This window comes from Marinobacter sp. Hex_13 (assembly GCF_001566815.1).
Taxonomy (GTDB): Bacteria; Pseudomonadota; Gammaproteobacteria; order Pseudomonadales; family Oleiphilaceae; genus Marinobacter; species Marinobacter salarius.
This window is the reverse complement of the sequence record NZ_LSMM01000078.1, coordinates 1-20785: the sequence shown is the minus strand read 5'-3', so window position 1 is coordinate 20785 and position 20785 is coordinate 1. Positions and strand designations below refer to the sequence as shown.

General features: G+C 57.9%; 20 protein-coding genes and 1 tRNA gene. 9 read left to right on the top strand and 12 right to left on the bottom strand.

Annotated features, from left to right (window positions below; translation table 11 throughout):
* The first annotated feature begins 58 nt into the window (after positions 1-58).
* A complete protein-coding gene (locus AXW11_RS18410) occupies positions 59-391 on the top strand; it encodes a hypothetical protein (protein ID WP_036202970.1) in 333 nt (110 codons plus the stop codon).
* Positions 392-401: 10 nt separating this feature from the next.
* On the top strand, positions 402-1571 hold the full coding sequence (locus AXW11_RS18405; RefSeq protein ID WP_036202968.1) for a phospholipase A: 1170 nt from the start codon (positions 402-404) through the stop codon (positions 1569-1571).
* 162 nt (positions 1572-1733) lie between these two features.
* Here the strand turns inward: AXW11_RS18405 and AXW11_RS18400 are convergent, their stop codons facing one another.
* From AXW11_RS18400 to AXW11_RS18345, 12 genes are all read right to left on the bottom strand, one after another.
* Complete coding sequence (locus AXW11_RS18400; RefSeq protein ID WP_091642209.1) at positions 1734-3092, bottom strand: phosphohexomutase domain-containing protein; 1359 nt, start codon at positions 3090-3092, stop codon at positions 1734-1736.
* A gap of 12 nt (positions 3093-3104) precedes the next feature.
* Entirely contained in the window at positions 3105-3581 is a 477-nt protein-coding gene (bfr, locus tag AXW11_RS18395) for a bacterioferritin (protein WP_007153572.1), read from the bottom strand.
* 129 nt (positions 3582-3710) lie between these two features.
* Positions 3711-3917 carry a bacterioferritin-associated ferredoxin gene (locus tag AXW11_RS18390; protein WP_007153573.1) on the bottom strand — a complete coding sequence of 69 codons (207 nt, stop codon included), beginning with the start codon at positions 3915-3917 and terminating at the stop codon, positions 3711-3713.
* A gap of 96 nt (positions 3918-4013) precedes the next feature.
* Positions 4014-5306, bottom strand: a complete 1293-nt coding sequence (pepQ, locus tag AXW11_RS18385) for a Xaa-Pro dipeptidase (protein ID WP_091642206.1) — start codon at positions 5304-5306, stop codon at positions 4014-4016.
* Positions 5299-6213 (bottom strand): LysR family transcriptional regulator, encoded by a 915-nt coding sequence (locus AXW11_RS18380; RefSeq protein WP_036202957.1) that lies wholly within the window; start codon positions 6211-6213, stop codon positions 5299-5301. The genes pepQ and AXW11_RS18380 overlap by 8 nt, the downstream gene beginning before the upstream one ends.
* 57 nt (positions 6214-6270) lie before the next feature.
* Positions 6271-7290 carry an ABC transporter ATP-binding protein gene (locus tag AXW11_RS18375; protein ID WP_091642204.1) on the bottom strand — a complete coding sequence of 340 codons (1020 nt, stop codon included), beginning with the start codon at positions 7288-7290 and terminating at the stop codon, positions 6271-6273.
* Positions 7287-8285 (bottom strand): ABC transporter ATP-binding protein, encoded by a 999-nt coding sequence (locus AXW11_RS18370; protein WP_085681715.1) that lies wholly within the window; start codon positions 8283-8285, stop codon positions 7287-7289. The genes AXW11_RS18375 and AXW11_RS18370 overlap by 4 nt, the downstream gene beginning before the upstream one ends.
* A gap of 4 nt (positions 8286-8289) precedes the next feature.
* Positions 8290-9222: an ABC transporter permease gene (locus tag AXW11_RS18365; protein WP_036202948.1), complete on the bottom strand. Its 933-nt coding sequence runs from the start codon at positions 9220-9222 to the stop codon at positions 8290-8292.
* Positions 9219-10268, bottom strand: a complete 1050-nt coding sequence (locus tag AXW11_RS18360) for an ABC transporter permease (protein WP_075194986.1) — start codon at positions 10266-10268, stop codon at positions 9219-9221. The genes AXW11_RS18365 and AXW11_RS18360 overlap by 4 nt, the downstream gene beginning before the upstream one ends.
* A 75-nt stretch (positions 10269-10343) precedes the next feature.
* Positions 10344-11906 carry an ABC transporter substrate-binding protein gene (locus tag AXW11_RS18355; protein ID WP_091642201.1) on the bottom strand — a complete coding sequence of 521 codons (1563 nt, stop codon included), beginning with the start codon at positions 11904-11906 and terminating at the stop codon, positions 10344-10346.
* A gap of 154 nt (positions 11907-12060) precedes the next feature.
* Positions 12061-12786 (bottom strand): LrgB family protein, encoded by a 726-nt coding sequence (locus AXW11_RS18350; protein WP_091642199.1) that lies wholly within the window; start codon positions 12784-12786, stop codon positions 12061-12063.
* Positions 12779-13144, bottom strand: a complete 366-nt coding sequence (locus tag AXW11_RS18345; protein ID WP_075194983.1) for a CidA/LrgA family protein — start codon at positions 13142-13144, stop codon at positions 12779-12781. Before AXW11_RS18345 ends, AXW11_RS18350 begins: the two co-directional genes overlap by 8 nt.
* 75 nt (positions 13145-13219) lie before the next feature.
* Between AXW11_RS18345 and AXW11_RS18340 the strand changes: the two genes are divergently transcribed.
* From AXW11_RS18340 to AXW11_RS18310, 7 genes are all read left to right on the top strand, one after another.
* Positions 13220-13762: a YaeQ family protein gene (locus AXW11_RS18340; protein ID WP_091642196.1), complete on the top strand. Its 543-nt coding sequence runs from the start codon at positions 13220-13222 to the stop codon at positions 13760-13762.
* A 172-nt stretch (positions 13763-13934) separates the two neighbouring features.
* Positions 13935-15119 (top strand): thiamine pyrophosphate-dependent dehydrogenase E1 component subunit alpha, encoded by a 1185-nt coding sequence (locus AXW11_RS18335; protein ID WP_036202922.1) that lies wholly within the window; start codon positions 13935-13937, stop codon positions 15117-15119.
* Between the two features lies 1 nt (position 15120).
* The gene (locus AXW11_RS18330) at positions 15121-16098 is read left to right on the top strand and encodes an alpha-ketoacid dehydrogenase subunit beta (protein ID WP_036202919.1); all 978 of its coding nucleotides are present in this window, start codon (positions 15121-15123) and stop codon (positions 16096-16098) included.
* 26 nt (positions 16099-16124) lie between these two features.
* Complete coding sequence (locus AXW11_RS18325) at positions 16125-17735, top strand: dihydrolipoyllysine-residue acetyltransferase (RefSeq protein ID WP_091642193.1); 1611 nt, start codon at positions 16125-16127, stop codon at positions 17733-17735.
* A gap of 9 nt (positions 17736-17744) precedes the next feature.
* A complete protein-coding gene (locus AXW11_RS18320; RefSeq protein WP_091642190.1) occupies positions 17745-19583 on the top strand; it encodes a protein kinase domain-containing protein in 1839 nt (612 codons plus the stop codon).
* Positions 19584-19780: 197 nt separating this feature from the next.
* Positions 19781-19857: transfer RNA gene (locus AXW11_RS18315), tRNA-Arg, on the top strand.
* A gap of 334 nt (positions 19858-20191) precedes the next feature.
* Positions 20192-20785: 2-hydroxychromene-2-carboxylate isomerase (locus tag AXW11_RS18310; protein WP_286792542.1), on the top strand; the 594-nt coding region annotated here is incomplete at its 3' end.

Sequence of the window (20785 nt, the reverse complement as noted above, 5' to 3'; positions counted from 1 at the left end):
CGCTCCGGAAGCACTTTCCGGGTACCATGCACCAAACAGATACCGAAGGTTCGAATGTATGCCTGATACCAACCAGCCACACCCCTGGCGAAAGCCATTACTGATCACCGAGTTTACCGCGGTAGCCATACTGCTGGCGTCCATGGGCTGGTTTTCCAGCCGCGCGGCAGAGGGTGCCGCACTGAGCCCTGTGTGGTTATTGATTCCCGCCGCCGCAAGTCTTGCGGTATTCATCAGTTTTATCGGGCTGATGTACCTGCGCTGGGTGGTCGCAGCAGCTGCTGAACGCAAACCCCGGCATAAAATCGTATTTTCCCTGCTGGTGATGACGCTGCTCGGAGTATGGGCTTACGGCGTCGCCAACACCTGGATCAGTGTTTCCAACGCATAAGGACTGGACCATGCCCATCGTTCGCCGCCCTGAACTTTTGAGGTTTACTGGCTTGCTGTTGTCTCTGAATCTGTTCCTTCCCGGAACGGCCACCGCGCAGGACGAGCCCCCCGGGAACCGGAATTTTGAGGGAGTGAAGCCGGAAGACTGTGCCCTGATCAAGGATGGCGTTCAGCGTCTCGCATGTTACGACGCCATCAATGACCCGGCCAGCGCTCGCAATGGTGCCTCTGATGAGAGCCTGGACGCCATCGACAAGTCGACGGAGGCGCTGCAGTACGAAGAGGCAGCGAATGCGGAAAACGGCGATGCAACACTGGGGCCCGCGGAAGAAAGCACGACAGGAGAGGACGGAGAAGATACCGGCGTGATGTCGGCGATCCTGAACCGTTATGTCGCCGCAGAGAAGGCTATTTTCTCGTTTTCCGGCAGTTTTGTTGGCCATCGGCCGATGTATATCCTGCCGTTCAGCTATATGAAGAATGCCAATCGTGAACCCACAAATCCGAGACTGGGCGCAACCGATTACGACTATGGCATCGACAACCAGGAAGCCAAGTACCAGATCAGTTTCAAGGTACCCTTGTTGACTGGCTGGCTGGATGACCGCACGACGCTCTGGTTCGGCTACACCCAGAAATCGTTTTGGCAGGTGTATAACACGGATGACTCAGCGCCATTCCGGGAAACCAATTATGAGCCGGAAGTCTTTGTACGCTATGAGACGAATTATGACCTGGGCCCTGGCAGGCTGAATGGTGTCACGCTGGGCTTTAATCATGAGTCCAATGGCCAGTCGGAACCCCGTTCCCGCAGTTGGAACCGGATCGTGGGGTCGGCAGCCTACAGCTATGATCGCTGGCTGTTCATCCTTCAGCCTTGGTATCGACTGCCGGAGGATGACAGCGAGGACGACAATGAGGATATTGAGCGCTATCTGGGCTATGCGAACTACATGGCGATCTACAAGTGGAGTGAGGATCGAACGCTGTCGATGAAGCTGATGAACAACTTGCGGTCAGACAACAAGACGTCGATTGAGTTGGGTTATAGCTTTCCGATGGGGGATACGATCAAGGGGTATGTCCATTATTACAATGGCTATGGTGAGAGTCTGATTGACTACAATGAGCGGATTCAGCGGATTGGCATCGGGATTATGTTGAACGACTGGCTTTGAGTGGTTCCCGGCTTTTGCCATTGGTGCAAGACAGTCCGTCATGATTCCCTCTCCCGAAACACGCTCCTTGCGGCACATCCATGTGACGCTTGGGCTTCGCCATCCATGGCTCCGCACAGTTTCGGGAGAGGGAATCATGCCGGCCTGCCTCAGAGTTCGGAGTTAGCCTTCCTCGTTTAGCCTTTGCATTTCTGCCAGCAGTTCTGCCGTTTTTTCCTTCATCAACGCAATATCCCCCCTCGATTCCACATTCAGGCGAACCACCGGTTCGGTGTTGGACATACGAAGGTTGAACCGCCAGTCGTCGAATTCGATGCTGGCACCGTCGACGTGGCTGACACTTTTGGCGCCCGGGCTGTACTTGGCCTCGATGGCGGCAATGACCTTGGAGGGATCATCGATCGTGCGGTTGATTTCGCCGCTGGCCGGATAGGCCTCGATTCTGGCGTCTATCAGGGAGGACAGCGTCTGGCCGGACTGGCACAGGCGTTCGGCGACGAGCAACCAGGGGATCATGCCGCTGTCGCAGTAGGCGAAGTCGCGGAAGTAGTGGTGGGCGCTCATTTCGCCGCCGTAGACGGCATCTTCGTCGCGCATGCGTTGTTTGATGAAGGCGTGCCCGGTTTTGCTTTCGATGGCTTCGCCGCCAACGGCGTTGACGAGGTCGATGGTGTTCCAGGTCAGTCTTGGGTCGTGGATGACTTTACCGCCGCCGGTTTTGCGGAGGAACTGGTCTGCCAGCAGGCCGACAATGTAATAGCCCTCGATGAAGCGGCCGTTTTCGTCGAAGAAGAAGCAGCGATCGTAGTCGCCGTCCCAGGCAATGCCCATGGCAGCGCCATACTCCACAACCGCATCCGCGGTGGCGGCGCGGTTTTCTTCCAGAATGGGGTTGGGAACACCGTTCGGGAAATGACCATCGGCCTGGTGGTGCACTTTGACGAAATCGAACGGCAGGTGTTGTTCCAGCTCGTCGACAATCAACCCCGCCCCGCCGTTACCAGCATTGACCACGATGGTTTTGGGCTTGAGCGATCCTGCCGCTATATAACCCAACAGGTGATCGATATAGGCGGTAACCACTTCCAGCGGCTCATATCGTCCCTGTTCCGGCGCATCACCGAAGGGCTCAGGCACCCGGTCCCGGATGTCATTCAGGCCGTTGTCGGAACTGATAGGGCGCGAGTCCGGCCCCACCATCTTCATGCCATTGTGATCACGCGGGTTGTGGCTGGCGGTGACCATGATGCCGCCGTCCATTTTGTAATGGCTGGTGGCGAAGTAGACCAGCTCGGTACCACACAGGCCGATGTCGAAAACGTCGGCACCGGCGGCCATAAGGCCGGAGCAGAGGGCGTCGGCGATTTCACGGCTGGACAGCCGGATGTCGTAGCCGACGATGACTCTTTTCGCCCCCGTCACTTCCACATAGGCGCGACCGATGCGTTCGGCCAGCTCTGGGTTAAGCTGGTCCGGCACTCGGCCACGAAGGTCATAGGCTTTAAAACAGGACAGATCCATTGTCACTGATGTTTACTCCGCGGCGGACGACTGAAGCTGGATGTAGTTCTGGATACCCATCTTGCCGATCATGTCGAGCTGGGTTTCGAGCCAATCGATGTGCTCTTCTTCGCTGTCGAGGATGCCACGGAACAGTTCACGACTGGTGTAGTCCTTCACCTGCTCACAATGAACAACCGCATCTTTCAGGTCCTGATGGGCGATCATTTCCAGTTTGAGGTCACAGGACAGCATTTCCTCGACGTTTTCACCGATCAGCAGCTTGTTTAGGTCCTGGAGGTTAGGTAGCCCTTCCAGAAACAGGATGCGTTCGATCAGCAGATCCGCATGCTTCATTTCGTCGATGGACTCTTCGTATTCCTTGTCCGCCAGTTTGGTGATACCCCAATCCTTGTACATGCGGGAATGGAGGAAGTACTGGTTGATGGCGGTCAGCTCGTTGGCGAGTACTTTATTCAGGAACTGGATGACTTTCTTGTCGCCTTTCATGACGGATCTCCTTTCGTGAGTGTGCGATCCTTACAAGGATAGTCTTTCACGCGGGGAGAAAAAATCACATTTAGGAATCAGGTGCAGGCAAGAACGGATTCCGCACTCTCCCTATCACTACCCTATCCGTCAGGCGGGCTGGGCTAGCATGTCAGCCATGGCCAGGTAATCGGGGGTGCGGCTTTCGCGGAGAATCTCCCGTGCTGTACAGGCACAACGACCGCATTGCGTGCCAACACCGAGCTCCTTGCCAAGCTGGCGCATGGAACTGACGCCATTGTCGGCGGCTTCACGGATTTCTCGGTCTGTTACACCATGGCAGAGGCATACGTACATAGGAGCATCTCACTAACGATAACAAAGCTAGTGATAATTATTGTCATTTGCATGCAGCTTTGCAAGCCCAAAGAGCGATTTTTGTGCAAATTCTTTTTAACCGCCCGCCTCACGGGTCAGGTTTCTGGCGCCATCGCGTGTAACGACCACATTATCCTCAATGCGAATACCGCCGCACCCTCGTAATTCATCGATCACTGAACGGTTAAAGTTCTTCCCCAGTGGCCCATCCAATACCGGGTCCAGCAATGAAGGAATGATATAAAGCCCCGGCTCTATGGTGACGACCATGCCTGCCTCCAGGGTCCGGGTCAGGCGTAGGAATGGGGCGTCTGACGGCGGTGGTTCTTTCTTGCCAGAGACGTCATGCACCTGAACTCCCAGGAAATGACCAATACCGTGCGGAAAGAACGCCCTGGTAACGCCCTGCTCCACCAGGGTTTCGTCATCCACCCCCTGAACCACTCCGGCGGCATTCAACAGTGCCGCAATGCCTTGGTGGGTCTTGCGATGGATCGCCACATACTCCACGCCGGGTGCAACCATCCCGCACAGCCGTTGCTGCAATTGTTCCAGCCCCTGAATCAACGCGGCAAAACGCCTTTCCCCTGCCCCGGGCGTGGTGCGGGTAATGTCGGAACAGTAACCGCGAAAACGGACACCGGCGTCGATCAGAAGGCTGCGGGGACGCGCAGGGGCTTCGGTGTCATAGTATTGGTAATGCAGGGTGCCGGCGTGTTCATTTACGCCGATAATACTGTGATACGGCGCTTGGGCTTCACGCTGCCCGGTCGCCTGCTGGTAGGCCAGGTTTATTTCAAACTCACTGCCTCCGTCCAGAAACGTCTTTCGGGCCGCCCGGTGGCCCTGCATGGCAATGTGGTTGGCACGAGCCAGGCAGGCTATTTCATACGGGGTCTTATGCACCCGGGTTTCGTCCAGAGCAGACAACAGGCCCTCCGGATTATGCTCCCCATCAACCCCGGACAACTGGGACGGGTCGCCCACAACGGCAAGCCTGCCATTGACGTTCATTACCGGCGCTTCCCGACGATCACTGGAACGCACCTCCATCGACTGCAGCCAGGGCTCGTCCGGCAATTCCGGAGTGGCATGCCAGAAGTCCACGGGGTGATAAAGACTGAGCAGCGGCTTATGCCCGGGCCGGATAAGTAACCAGCTGTGTTCCTGCCCGGTCAGCCCGGTCCAGTGCAGGAAGGGGCCATAGCCCTGAAAATGCCATGCCTGGTCGTCACCATAACGCACGGGTGCGGCGCCGGAACTGATCAGCAGACCGTCATAACCCTGCTCGGCGATGGCGTGCTCGTAACGCTGCTGAAGCGTGCGAATATGGTCCGTCTGCAGTGACAGTAACTCGGTGTCAGACATGCTTGTTTTCCAGTGTTTTCCAGAGGGTTAGCAGATCGTCGGAACGGGGCTCACGCAGGCGAATCAAGCGAATCTCCAATGGCACATCGCAACGTTTGTCCCCGGCCCGGGTAAGACTGCCGAAACGCTCGCTCTTTTCCGTCATTCGTTGTGGCAGCCACCCCATGCCAAAGCCCTGTTTTACCAGCGCCTTGATACCGGCCGATTGGGTATTTTCATTCAGTGGCAATAAGTTGGCTGGCAGCTTGCACCTGTTCAGGTGCCCCTCAATGGCAGACTGCAGGAACCCCCGGGAGTGATAGGCAATCAGCGGGACGGGCTGCTCCGGCGTGCCCGGCAGCGCAAATCGTGGTTGCCCGTTTTCATCGGCCACACTTACAGGCACCAGAAATTCCCTCGCCAGCGTCACCCATTCGTAGCGGTCCTCGCTCAGATGATCCTTCCAGGGCAGATCCTCATGCCAGTAGCACAGCACCAGATCACATTCGCCGCTATCCAGCGCATCCAGAAACTGCTCCCCCACCCAGTTGGTGGCCTTCAGGTTCAGTTGTAGCCGCTCGGCCAATCCCTCCTGCCGTGCCCACCCCTGATAAAAGTGGGAAAACAGCCCCTGGGTTGATCCCACACTGATCCGGGCAGACGCCTCGGACTCCATGTCGCTGATCCGGTCTTTGGTTTCACGAACGTCCCGCGTTACGCGCTCGCACAGCTCAACGAAAGCCTCCCCCGCCGGTGTCAGCGACAATGGCAGGGTCTGGCGGTTGATCAGTGTTGCCCCCATGGCTTCCTCGAGAAGCTTGATGCGGCGGCTGAACGTCGGCTGGCTCACATGCTGCAGTTCAGCGGCACGTGAGAAATGACGCGTTCGGGCCAGCGCCATGAAGTCTTCAAGCCAGCGTATTTCCATGGTGTTACCAGCGTCGGGAATGGTTGTCAGGCATCATAGCCCATCGTGGGGAACTGGCTATAGCCGCCCTTCCTCCACCGCATGACACGCAACCTGGGCGCCGCCATCCGTCGCTATCAACTGAGGTATTTCCTGCCGGCATCGGTCGTCGGCATACGGGCAGCGACCATGGAAGACGCAACCTGACGGCAACTGCACTGGTGTCGGAACCTCGCCCTGTAACCGGATATGGTTGGGCCGGTCGTCCTCCAGCTTTGGAATGGCCGACAGCAACGCCTGGGTATATGGATGCCTCGGGGTATTGAACAGCGTTCTGGTATCTGCCAACTCGCATACCCGGCCAAGGTACATGACCGCGACCCGGGTACCAAAATGCTCTACCACGGCCAGATCATGAGTAATAAAAAGATAGGTCAGGTTGCGGCTTTCCTGAGCTTCCATCAGCAGGTTGAGCACCTGCGCCTGAATGGAGACGTCCAGCGCCGAAATCGGTTCGTCCGCAACGATGAACTCGGGGTCCACCGCCAGCGCCCGGGCAATGGCAATGCGCTGGCGCTGACCGCCGGAAAATTCATGACCAAAACGGCTACCCCAGTCCGGGTCGATCCCCACCGACTCCATAACATCCTGCACCTTGTCACGGATCTGGGACTCCGAGGCATCCGGCTGATGAAAGCGAATTGGCTCTTCCAGGGTTTGCTGGATGGTCATCCTCGGGTTCAGCGAGGCGTAGGGGTTCTGGAATATCATCTGCATCTTGCGGCGGTACGGCAGCACCTCTTTACCGTCAAGATTGTCGATACGCTGGCCGTCGTAGTGGATCTCACCAGCGCTGGGAGACAACAACCCCATAACGGTACGGGCCACGGTCGATTTACCACAGCCGGACTCGCCCACAACACACAGCGCTTCGCCTTTCTGGACCTGCAGATCAACGCCATTGATCGCGTGCACGGCTTCCTGTTTGCGGTGGAAACGACCGCCTTTGAATGAGATCTGCTCCAGCAGGCCACCGGAAAGATCAAACTTCTTCTCCAGGCCGCGTATATCGACCAGCGTGGATGACCGGGAGGTCACGATTCCACCTCCTGCATGCGTTTCTCCTGCTCAATAAGGTTGCTGACTTCGTAACAGGCCACATCCACATTACCCGACCGAACATACTCCGGCATCCGACGCTTGCACTGATCAGTGGCGAAGGAACAGCGTGGGTGGAAGGGACAGCCTGTGGGCACATTCTTCAGGGACGGCATGGAACCCGGGATCTGGAACAGCCGCTCGCCGGGCTCACCCATCTGGGGCAGCGCGTTGATCAGCCCCTGGGTATAGGGATGCTGGGCATCATTGATGATTTCGCGAGTGGGCCCCTGCTCAATGATTCGGCCGGAATACATCACCAGCATGCGCTGGGTGACCTGAGACACCACGCCGAGATCGTGAGTGATCAGCATCAGCGCCACGTTGTCCTGCTCGCACAGCTCCAACAGCAACGCCATGATCTCAGCCTGAATCGTCACATCCAGGGCCGTCGTCGGCTCATCCGCGATGATGATCTCCGGGTCCAGCAGCAATGCGATGGCGATGATAACGCGTTGGCGCATGCCGCCAGACAGTTCATGGGGGTATTGATCCAGGCGCTTGTCCGGCGACGGAATCTGTACCTTCCGCAGCTTGTTCAGGGCGATATCCCGGGCCGCCCTGGTGCTGATCCGGCGATGCGCCTTGAGCGCTTCCACCATCTGGGTGCCAATGGTCAGAACCGGGTTCAGGGTCATCATCGGGTCCTGGAAAATCATGGCGATGCGGTTGCCGCGAATCTTGCGCAGTTCCCGCTCGCTCATGGCGGCCAGGTCCTTACCCTCGAACAGGATCTGGCCAGCGGCAATGTAACCGGGCCGGGCGATCAGGTTGAGAATGGAGAAAGCCGCTACGGATTTACCCGCGCCAGATTCCCCCACCAGCCCCAGGCGCTCGCCCTTGTCGAGGCTGAAACTGATGCCACGCAGAGCGGTAAGGTCCCCGCCACGGACAGCGAAGCGGGCCTCAAGATCTTTTACTTCCAGCAATGGCATGGCGTTACCCCTTGTACAGCCGTGGGTTCATGACATCCCGCAACCAGTCACCCAGCAGGTTGATGACCAATACGAGTACCACCAGCACCAGACCGGGGATCAGGGTGATCCACCAGGAACCACTCTGGATGTAGTCAAAACCGGATTTGATCAGCGAGCCCAGCGACGGCTGGGTTTCCGGCATGCCCAGGCCCAGGAACGACAATGCCGCCTCTGAAATGATCGCGTTGGCGATCTGTACCGTGGCAATGACGAAAATCGGTGACAGGGTATTGGGCAGGATGTGGCGGAACATGATCCGGCGGGTGCGAAACCCCATCACCTTGGCCGCATCCACGTATTCCTTTTTCTTCTCCGCCAGTACCGAGGCCCTCACTGTACGGGCAATCTGAGGCCACTCTGCCACACCAATGATGAAGATCAGCATGTAGATAGCGACTTCGCCGAACATCAGATTGCCAAAGCTGGCCTTGAACACGGCACCGACAATGATCGCGACCATCAGGGTAGAGAACGACAGCTGCACATCGGCAATCCGCATCAGGATGGAGTCGACCCGACCGCCCAGATAGCCCGCCAGCAGGCCGAACAGGATGCCCAGCGCCGCTTGCAGGACAACCGCGCCAAACCCGATCAGCAACGACACCCGGGTGCCATACAGAATGGTGGAGAGCAAATCCCTGCCCTGGGCGTCGGTGCCCAGCGGGAAGGCCGGATCGGAGCCATCCAGGCCGACCGGTGGCAGCTCGGAGTTCATGATGTTGATCTGGGCCAGGTCGTAGGGGTCGGCCGGCGCCAGCAAAGGCGCAAAGACGGCCGCCAGCACCATGGACAACAGCACGATAAAGCTGGCAATCGCCACCTTGTCGCGCTTGAAGCTGTACCAGAGGAAGGACTCGCGAAAGCGATCCCAGCGTGAAAGAGTCGCCGTCGTCATGCTTTCTTACCTGTCAGTTTTACGGTGGGATTCACCAGACCGTAGATCAGATCCACCACGGTATTGGTAATCACGAATATCAGGCCTACCACCATCAGGTACGCCACGATCAGGGGAATATCGCTGCGGGTGATGGCCTCCAGGAACATCAGCCCGACACCGGGCCACTGGAACACGGTTTCCGTAAGAATGGTGTAGGCCACCATGATGCCGATCTGCACACCGCCCACGGTAATCACCGGCAGCATGGTGTTCTTGAGCGCGTGCAGGAAATAGACCCGGGAAGAGCTCAGGCCCTTGGCGCGGGCGTACCGGATGTAGTCGCTCTGCAGCACTTCCATCATTTCCGCACGGATCAGGCGGATGAACAGCGGCAGCATGATGGACGCCAGCGATACCGACGGCAGAATCAGGTGCAGGAGGCCGCCCTGGGAGAAAAAGCCGGATTCCCAGGTGCCGAATAACGGCGTCAGGTCATCACCCCGACCGTAGGACGGCAATCCGCCTTCAGTGGATAGTGCGGCGTTCAGCCACTGCCCCCAGCCAGCATCCTGCGGGAACCAGTCGACGGTGATACCGATCGAGAAAATCTGAATCAGTACGATGGCGGTCAGGAACACCGGAATGGAAATCCCGACGGTACTGACCCCCATGAAGAATTTGGACAGCCATGCCTGAGGGCGAATCGCGGCGAACACCCCGATGGGCACCGAGAACACAATAATAATCAGGCTGGCGCCGATCACCAGCTCGAGGGTGGCCGGCAGGTGCTCGAGGATTACGTCCATGGTGGGCTTTCCGTAAAAATAGGAAATACCCAGGTCACCCTGCAGGGCGTTACCGGCAAACCGGACGTATTGCACAACCAATGGGTCATTCAGTCCCATTTCCTCACGGATCGCTTCCCGCTCATCCTGCGAGACGGACATGCCCACCATCTGTTGAAGCGGGTCGCCCAGGCCATCCTGAATGGCGAAAGCAATCACACTGATCACGAACATGACCAGTACGGCCTGGGAAATTCGCTGAACCAAAAACGCTAACATGAAAAATTCCGGGTCAAGCTGCAAACAAAAGGCCGGCTCCAGGCTGATCCGAAGCCGGCCCGCCCATAAAGGCTGTTACTCCACGACCAGGTCGCCCAAGTACGGGAAGTTCATCACGTTGAGGATCGGTTCGATCTTCACGTTCTTCTTGCTGGCCCAGGCCAGATCCTGCCAGTGCAGGGGAACGAACGCTGCGTCGTCATACAGGCGCTGCTCCACCTCTTTCAGCATGGCGGTGCGCTTGTCCAGATCCGTCTCGACGTTGGCCTTATTGACCAGCTCATCGATCTCCGGGTTGCAGTAGTTACCGGCGTTGTACTGGCCCGAACCGCTGTCCGCATCCGGGCAGAAGGTCAGGAACTCGTAGAAGTTGGCGGAGTCCTCGGTGTCTGCGTGCCAGCCTATCATCATCATGTCGGCGGCGCGGGCGTCATACTCCGGCCAGTATTGGGCTTTCGGCAGCGTTTTCAGATCCACCTTGATGTTGATACGCGCCAGCATGGCGGCAACCGCCTGGGCGATCTTGTCGTCATTCACGTAACGGTTATTGGGCGCCATCATGGAGATGGTGAAACCGTCTTCATAACCGGCTTCTTTCATCAACTGCTGGGCTTTTTCGACGTCAAACCGCGTTGCCAGGGATTCGTTGTGGCCCTGGTAACCTTCCGGCGACATCTGAGCGGCCGGGGTAGCGAAGCCCTTCATGATCTTGGCGGCAATGCCTTCCTGGTTGATGGCATAGGCAATGGCCTCGCGCACTTTCGGGTTCTTGAACGCTTCAACCCGGTCCTGGTTCATGTGGAACAGGATGATGCGGGTACCGCTCATGGTCACCAGATCGGCGTTCTTGTCACGGCGAATACGCTCCAGATCGGTCGGCGGCACCGGTGCAATGAAATCCACACCGCCAGACAGCAGCGCGGAGACACGGGTGTTGTTTTCCTTGATCGGAGTCAGCACGATCTTGCCGACGTTACCCGGTGACTCGGTATCCCAGTAATCGTCGAAGCGCTCAAACTCGACACGCACGCCCTGCTGACGACCGGTAATGACATAAGGGCCTGTGCCGGACAGATTCTCGGAAGCAAAAGAATTGCCGTGCTTGGTGATGGCGCTCTTGTCTTTCCCGCTTTCGGTCTTACCGGTGTAAAACTCGCTGTCCAGCGGGAAGATGTAAGTCGCGGTGTTCAGCAGCAGCGGGTATGGCTCGTTGGTCACCAGCTCAAAGGTGTAGTCATCAATCACCTTGAGTTCGCTGAACGGTTTGAAGATGGCTTTATAGTCCTGGCTCTGCTTCAGGCGATTAAAGGTGAACTTGACGTCTTTGGCGGTCAGCTCGTTGCCAGAGTGAAAATTCACACCTTCACGCAACTCGAAGCGCATGGTGTTCTCGTCAATACGCTCCCAGCTTTTTGCCAGACGCGGCTCGAAGCCGAGATCCTTGGTCCAGCGGATCAGGGGATCAAAGGTCATGTGGCTTAGCTGCAACATGCCGCCGGAGAGCTGTTCGTGAATGTCCAGGCTTACAGGGTCGGCGTCGTACGCCATTTTCAGTTCCTTGTTCGCCTCGGCAGACATCGCCATCGGGGCTGTTGCCAGGGCCATGAAACCAACAAAAGCAGTCAGTAGTGTTTTCATCGCGTTTTCCGTCGCTGTTTTAAGAATTTTTGCGGCACATCGGCGCAACTTCACGCCAGATGTCTGCGCTAAAAACTAGTCGTGGAAAACCCGAACAGCAATCGAAATTGCGACTTGGCGTTATTCGTGAAGTGAATGCCCCTGTTTGGGGCGCTTACCAAAGGCGAAACGCCAGCGGCAGAATCAATGCGGTGAACACCCCTGTAAGCCCCATTCCCAGGGAGGCAAAGGCACCGGCTGTGCGACTGATCTCGAACGCTCGCGCCGTTCCCACCGCATGGCCGTTCAGCCCGAGCGCAAAACCCAGAATGCGGTCGTCGGTGATCGACAGCGCCCTGGAAAGCAGGTCGACAAAGAGCGTTGCGACAACACCGGTCACCAGAAGCCCGCCCATCATCAGCGGCACCGAACCGCCCAGTTGTTCGGTAATACCAATGGCAATGGGCGCGGTCACCGACTTCGGCGCCAGGGACGCCAGCACCAGAGGTGTCGCCCCGAGAGCCCAGGCGATCACGACCGCATACACGGCCGCCAGGGAGGCTGCTATTGGCAGGGTGCACAGAATCGGACGCCACAACGCCCGCACGTGGTGCATCTGCTGGTACAACGGTATACCGAGCGCGACGGTGGCTGGCCCGAGCAACAGCATCAGCCACTGGGCTCCCTGCTGATAACGGGTGTAATCCAGTGACAGTAGCGCGATGGTGGCCGACAACAGGAAGGCCGAAAGCACCACCGGTGGCAACCAAAGCGGTCGCCCCATCCTCCGGAAAAGCCAGTTGCCCGCGAAGAACGCGCCCAGGGTTAACCCAATCGCCAGTATCGGGCTCGCAGACAGGGTATTGGGAAGTGCGAGAAAACGCTCCAGGAGATCAGTCATCCGACGCTCTCCGCTGCCCTGCCTTGACCAGAGACGCCATCAGCAGCAGCGTGGTCAGCACACTCAAAAAGGTGCCCACCAAGAGCGCCCCCGCCACCGCCAGCCACTGGCCGCTGAACTGATCAGCAGAGAAGAACACACCCACCACGCCCGGCATGATCAGCAGCACCAGCACCGAAATCAGTCCCTGGCTCGCCGTGGCCAAGTCATCACTGACACTGCCCTTAAGCATCAGCGTGATTGTCATCAGAATCATGCCCAGCACACCGCCGCTGACCGGAATCAGGAAAACCAGTCGCAAGGCTTCGCCAAGCATGAAACATAAAACCAGAGTCAGGAAACCCCGCAACATCGACATATTGTCATGCTCATCAAGTAACGAATTGCTCTACACTAGCCCATACCCAAAGTTTGACACCAGTTCGGATACCCCATGGCGCTCAAGGCAACCATCTTTAAAGCAACACTGAACATCGCGGATATGGACCGGCACTATTACGGTGACCACCACCTCACCATCGCCCGCCACCCGTCAGAGACCGACGAGCGCATGATGATACGCCTGCTGGCTTTCATACTGAACGCCAGCGAGAGCCTGGAATTCACCAAAGGGATCAGCACGGACGACGAGCCGGATCTGTGGCAAAAAAGCCTGAGCGACGAGATCGAACTGTGGATCGAGCTCGGCCTGCCCGACGAGAGCCGCCTGCGCAAGGCCTGCAACCGGGCGGGTCAGGTTATCCTGTACACCTACGGTGGCCGCGCCGTGCCACTTTGGTGGGAGAAACACCAGGGCAAACTGACTCGCTTCGACAACCTCACCATCATCGACCTGCCGACAGACGACACCGAGTCTCTGGCTGCCCTGGCTGAGCGCGGCATGAACCTGCAATGCACCGTCCAGGACGGCACCGTCAATATTGGCAATGACGACACGCTCGTCAGTGTGAAACCCCTGCCGCTCTACCCTGAGTAAAAAATCCCCCGCCGGGGTCTACCAGAACGATCCAGTTTACGTTAAGGTAAACTTTAGCCGATATTGACCCGGGCCGCACCAGGTTCCGTCAGTTTGGCTATACTCAAAGCAAGCATCGACACCCTCACAAGGGGTGTTTTGTTCCTCAGGCCACTACCCCAGGAAGAGGATTATGACAACAACAAAATCCAAAGTTGTTTATAACCCGGTTTTTACCGACGGTGCGGAGTTCCGAATTCCCACCTTCAAGTTACTCAAGCAGGACGGCTCGCTCTACAAAGGCGCCAAGGCTCCTGAGCTCGACAAAGACAAAGCCCTGCGCATCTACCGGGCGATGGTCACCACCCGGATTCTCGACGAACGCATGCTCGCGGCCCAACGGCAGGGGCGCCTGAGCTTTTACATGCAGTGCACCGGCGAGGAAGCCGCGGTTATTGGCAGTACCGCCGCACTGGATGACGCCGACATGATCATGGCTCAGTACCGTGAACAGGGCTCTCTGACCTATCGCGGTTTTTCTATTGATGAGTTCATGAACCAGCTGTTCGGCAACGAACTGGACTATGGCAAAGGTCGCCAGATGCCAGTTCATTACGGTTCCCGCAAGCTGAACTACATGACCATTTCCTCGCCACTGGCCACGCAAATCCCTCAGGCCACGGGCTACGCCTACGGTCAGAAACTGGCGGGCGAAGGCCACTGCACCATCACCTACTTTGGCGAAGGCGCCGCTTCGGAAGGAGACTTCCACGCTGCCCTGAACATGGCCGCCGTCCACCGCGTTCCGGTTATTTTCCTGTGCCGGAACAACGGCTACGCCATTTCCACCCCCGCCGCCGAGCAGTTCGCCGCTGACGGCGTGGCACCCAGGGCCTACGGCTATAAGATGGACGTGATCCGTGTTGACGGCAACGACATCCTCGCCGTGCATGAGGCCACCAAGGAAGCCCGCAAGCTGGCGGTGGAGCACAACCGGCCGGTGCTAATTGAAACCATGACCTACCGCCTGGCGGCACACTCATCCTCGGACGACCCCTCCGGCTATCGCAGCAAGGACGAGGAAGCGGTATGGCGCGAGAAAGACCCTATCCTGCGCATGCGTCTCTGGCTCGAACGCAAGAAGTGGTGGAGTGAGGACGATGAGAAACAGCTGCAGGAAAACATGCGCCGGGAAGTGCTCGAAACCATGAAACGGGCACAGAAGCGGCCGCCACCCGCGCTCGACACCCTGGTGAGCGACGTCTACGACGAGGTACCGCCGGGGCTGGCCGAGCAATTCGACAAACTCAAGGCGCACATCCGCCGGCATCCGGACGAATATCCGAAAACCGCAGAACAAGCAAAGGGAGGTGCGTGAGATGACCCAGATGAATATGCTCCAGGCCATCAACAACGCCCTCGACACTGCCATGGCCGCCAACGAGCGGGTGCTGTGTTTCGGTGAAGACGTGGGCATTTTCGGTGGTGTATTCCGCGCCACCAGCAACCTGCAACAGAAATACGGCAAGGACCGCTGTTTCAACACGCCGCTGGTCGAGCAGGGTATCGTCGGTTTTGCCAACGGCCTGGCCGCACAGGGTTCCGTGCCCGTGGCCGAGATTCAGTTTGCCGATTACATTTTCCCGGCCTTCGACCAGATCGTGAACGAGTCGGCCAAGTTCCGTTATCGCTCGGGCAGCCTGTTCGACGTGGGCGGGCTAACGATTCGTGCGCCCTACGGCGGCGGCATCGCCGGCGGGCTTTACCACTCACAGTCGCCGGAAGCCTACTTTGCCCACACACCGGGCCTGAAAATCGTGGTGCCCCGCAACCCGCATCAGGCCAAAGGTCTGCTACTGGGCGCCATCCACGACCCCAACCCAACCCTGTTCTTTGAACCCAAGCGTCTCTATCGCGCCTCCGTCGGGGAAGTGCCCGACGAAGACTACCGGCTACCGCTGGGCGAAGCCGAAGTGATCAAGGAAGGCACCGATATCACCGTATTGGGCTGGGGTGCGCAGATGGAAGTGATTGAGCACGCCGTCGAACGGGCGGAGAAAGAAGGCATTTCCTGTGAAGTCATCGACCTGAGAACCATCCTGCCCTGGGATGTGGAAACCGTGGCCAAGTCGGTACTCAAGACCGGGCGCCTGGTGGTCACCCACGAAGCGCCACTGACCGGTGGTTTTGCCGGTGAAATCGCGGCGACCATACAGGAGCGCTGCTTCCTGTACCTGGAATCCCCGATCGCTCGCGTGACCGGGATGGACACCCCCTTCCCACTGGTGCTGGAAAAAGAGCACCTGCCCAATCACCTGAAGGTCTACGAGGCCATCAGGTCGAGCGTGGATTTCTAGGTTGATATCAGGACAGGAGAGCAATCATGAGTGATTTTATACTGCCCGATATCGGCGAAGGTATCGTGGAGTGCGAACTGGTCAAGTGGCTGGTCAGCGAAGGCGACATCATCGAAGAAGACCAGCCGGTGGCCGAAGTCATGACCGACAAGGCGCTGGTGGAGATCCCGGCGCCCTATAAAGGCAAGGTGACGCGCCTCTATCACAAGGAAGGGGACATCGCGAAAGTGCACGCCCCGTTGTTTGAACTGGTGGAGGAAGGCGGCGACAGCCAGCAAGATTCAACGCCTGAGCCCAAAGCCCCGGAAACGGCCAGCGAAACGCCGGCAACCCAGGCACAAGCAAGCTCCGGCGAAGCCGATGGCGATGACCCAACGGAGGACTTCATCCTTCCCGACATCGGCGAAGGCATCGTCGAATGCGAAGTGGTGGAATGGCGCGTGGCCGAGGGCGACGAGATCGAAGAAGATCAGCCGGTGGTGGACGTCATGACCGACAAGGCCATGGTCGAGATCACCGCCCCCAAGGCCGGCCGTGTCACGAAGCTTTACCATAAGCAGCAGGAAATGGCGCGGGTGCATTCACCGCTGTTTGAGTTCGTTCCCCGTGAGCGTGACGAGACGGCTCAGGCCCAGAAAACGCCACACGCAGCCCCGGAAGCAGAATCGAAACCAACGCCGACCACCGCGCAACCCGTCGTATCCCGCAACCAACCGCGGACACCGGCCAGCCCGGCTGTACGCCGCATTGTTCGCGAACACGACCTGGACCTGGCGGACATCACAGGTTCCGGCAAGGATGGCCGGGTACTGAAGGCCGATGTACTGGCTCATCTCGACAAACCCGCCACAACCTCACCGGCACAGGACAGCTCCGGCGAATCGCAACCGGCAAGCTCAGGCGGTGAGCGCCGCCGGCCATCCCGGGAACAGGAAGTGCGCGTTGAGCCCATCCGCGGCATGAAAGCCGCCATGGCTCGCAGCATGGTTACCTCGGCGACCACCATTCCCCACTTCATCTACAGTGAGGACATCGATGTCACCGACCTGCTCAAACTACGGGAACAGCTGAAACCAGAAGCCGAAGCCAGCGGATCAAGGCTGACTCTGATGCCCTTCTTCATGAAGGCCATGGCCCTGGCGGTGCAGGAGTACCCGGTACTCAACAGCCGCCTCAACGACGACGTCACCGAGATCCACTACCAGCCGCAGTGCAATATCGGCATGGCCGTGGACGGCAAGGCCGGGCTGATGGTTCCCAACATCAAGGGTGTGGAAGACCTTACCCTGCTGGGCATTGCCGACGAGGTAGCTCGCCTGACCGAGGCTGCCCGCTCGGGCCGTGTCAGCCAGGAGGATCTCAAGGGTGGCACCATCACCATTTCCAATATTGGCGCTTTGGGTGGCACCTACGCAGCCCCGATCATCAACCCACCGGAAGTGGCGATTGTGGCCCTTGGCCGTACCCAGAAACTGCCGCGCTTTGACAGCTATGGCCAAGTGGTCGAGCGGTCCATCATGACCGTGAGCTGGGCAGGCGATCATCGCATCATCGATGGCGGCACCATTGCGCGCTTCTGCAATCGCTGGAAAGGCTACCTGGAATCGCCGCAGTCGATGCTGCTGCATCTGGGCTGACGGAGCATCATGGCGCAGAAGACGCAACTGCAGCAGTTCTACATCCCAGAAGAGCAGTCGATCTATCTGCTCAGCCATGACGATGCCAAGAAGCTCAAGGACTGGGTGGCGCTCTGCGCCGCCCAGCTCCGCCAACTGGGTTACCAGGACATCGAACTGATCGGCAAAGGCGCCTACGGCTTCGTATTCGCCGGCCGCCTGCCACACCAGGACAGCTCCGGCCCCGAACACGTCTTCAAATTCACCCGCATCAACCTTCCCCAACACCTGCAGGACCGACTGGAGGATGAAGCCTATATCCTCGAGCAGGTCCGGCATCCGAGGGTGCCTCGCCTGGTTGCCTATCAACGGGCCCACAACCAACCCATCCTGGTGATGGAACGCGCGGCAGGCCTGAACCTGGAAGAGGTGTCCCTGCGGGAGGGCCGACTGAAGCCCCGGCTGGTCATGCGGATTGCCGACCAGATTGCGGATATCCTGCGCAACCTGCGCCGCGAGAATGGCCCCTCGGGGCGCCCCATCGTGCACGGTGACATCAAACCCTCGAACCTGGTGTTTGACGCCAGCACCGAGAACATTGCCCTGATCGACTGGGGCTCGTCGGTGTTCGCCCAGCTGGACGCTAACCAGCAGTTCCTCACCACCAACGTGATGGAATTGATGTCCGATAACCTGCAACAGACCAACGCCCGGCTGGGGGATGTCTACTTCATCGGTGAGGAACAACTGAACGGTGGGCTGTCTTCCCCTCGCTTTGATGAACAGGGCGCTGCGGGCACACTGTATGCGCTGGCATCCGGCCAGTCTTGCCGGTTCGGGCACCAGGCCATTCCCGCCGCGTCCCTAGGGCTGCCCATGGAATTCGCCCGCATGCTCGACGGCATGCTATCCCCGGACCCACAAATGCGCAGAAAAGCCGGTGACCACTACCTGAACGAAATGCCGCGAATGGCACGCACGGTGATGATCGACCTCAAGGAACCACCGCTGGCCCCCATGGTCCCGGTGTGGACCCGGCCCTCAGACCACGAAATCGACACCGTCGTCTACAGCTCCCGGAAATCTTTCCTCCGCCAGGAAGGCGCGCCGGAAACCCTAAATGATGTGAACGATGTGCAGCTGGACCGCTACTATAAAAATTTCATGCAAGGCATGGGAGAAACCGAAAAAGCCTTCCTGGCCGCCGTCAGCCGGCTGGGGCGCTACCCTGTCGAAGGCGGCCTGGCCGTGCGCTGGGAAACCGATGGCGTGTATATCGACACCTCCCTGAACCTGCATGACCCGACACTGAAAACCGCGTTCATCCGCGCCGTCAACAACATGGTCTACCTGGCCCAGGCCATTTACCGCCAGGGAATTTTCAAGAGCTGCCTGTTCAACGCCCGTAACACCCTGCACATCGACCGTGCCGAACCCGACCAGCCTTTCACGCCCGAGCGCGGCATGCAGCTGAAATACGAAGTCAGCGCCGCGCCGGAAGTGGAAGACGAATCCCGGGTGCACTCCTACTTTGAAGACGGCCCCGACCCGGAAGAATTCCTGGTACTACCGCAAACCATCATCACCGCGCTGGAATCTCTCAACGACATCCATCACACCGGCATGATCATCTTCGAAGCCCTGCCCCGCCACCTCAAGATCCACAGCCACTACCGCCTGCTGGACCCGGACCGGGAGAGTGAATTCAGCCGCCTTCTGGGCGAGATACTGTCCGCTGTGAATCAAATCACTGGCTTGGGTGTCTCGGGCTTTATGAAAATGCCCTACAAGGACACCCGCTTCTTCCCTCATATCGAACGTCTGCCGGAGCGTTACTACCCCAAAAATCCAAGGGCGAAGAGCGGTTAATCGAAAGCTTGCCGCTGCATATATCAATACCAACAGGACTGGACAGAGCCCCCCATCACACGTAAGATTGCGCACTCGAAATTGACGCCAAAGCGTTGGATTTCATCCGCCCGTAGCTTTTATGCTGGGAGCGAAGCGAGACAGTACAGCTGAGTCATGCGAAGCATGGCCTCTCAACCTCTCGAACAAAGTTTAATCCGCCCGTAGCTCAGCTGGATAGAGCGTTGCCCTCCGGAGGCAAAGGTCTCAGGTTCGAATCCTGACGGGCGGGCCATTTTCATGAAAAATCAGTAAGTTACACCTCCCGCCTTTAATCATCTTCAAGATTCAAATTTACTCCCTTTCAAATTTCAACCTAGGCAATGACATTCATCCTGGTTCTGGTGTAATACCCCCAGAAACTGATTCTATGGCCAAATTGTGTCCATGGTGCATCCACTCAATTGAAGAAGCTCCTTTCAGCAAGAAAACTCTGTGTAGTGGTCAACTAATTTCGGAAAGTATTTCAAGACTGTCCGCAACAGACGAAAAACTCTTATCAGTGGTGCAAATGTTTTGGGTGCTTGGTAGCGAACTGTTTGGTGCAAAAGAGCCCCTATGATGCCCTCGTGGATGACGGCCGAACTTTATTGAGTGACCACTCAATAAAAGCTAAAGTACCGGGCAGTCATAAAAATCCAAGAATCACTGATCAGGAGTCAACAGCAATGAGCCCCACCATTGATTATTACTTCAGCTGCCTTTCACCGTTTACCTACCTGGGACATAAGGCTTTCCTTGAAACCGCAGAACAGGCGAAAGCCAGCATCAACTTCAAGCCAATAAGGCTGCCAAAGGTGTTCGCCAACTCGGGCGCGAAACCGCTACCCGAACGCCCGGCATGCCGCCAAGAGTACCGCCTGCTTGAAATCCAACGATGGGCAAAAAAACGCGGCTTGTCCGTCAACCTCAAACCAGCGTATTTTCCCGCAGACCCGAGTCTGGCTGACGGTTGTGTCATTGCCCTCCAAGCGACAGGCCAGAATCCTGGAAATTTTGTGCAGAGAGTGCTGGCAGCCTGTTGGGCAGAGGAGAAGAACATCGCGGATGAAGCGGTAATTCGTGACATCCTGAACACCCTTGAACTGGATGCAGAAGGCCTGCTTGAAGCGGCCCGGTCATCAGACGTTACTGAACAGTACGACCGTCATACCGACGAAGCG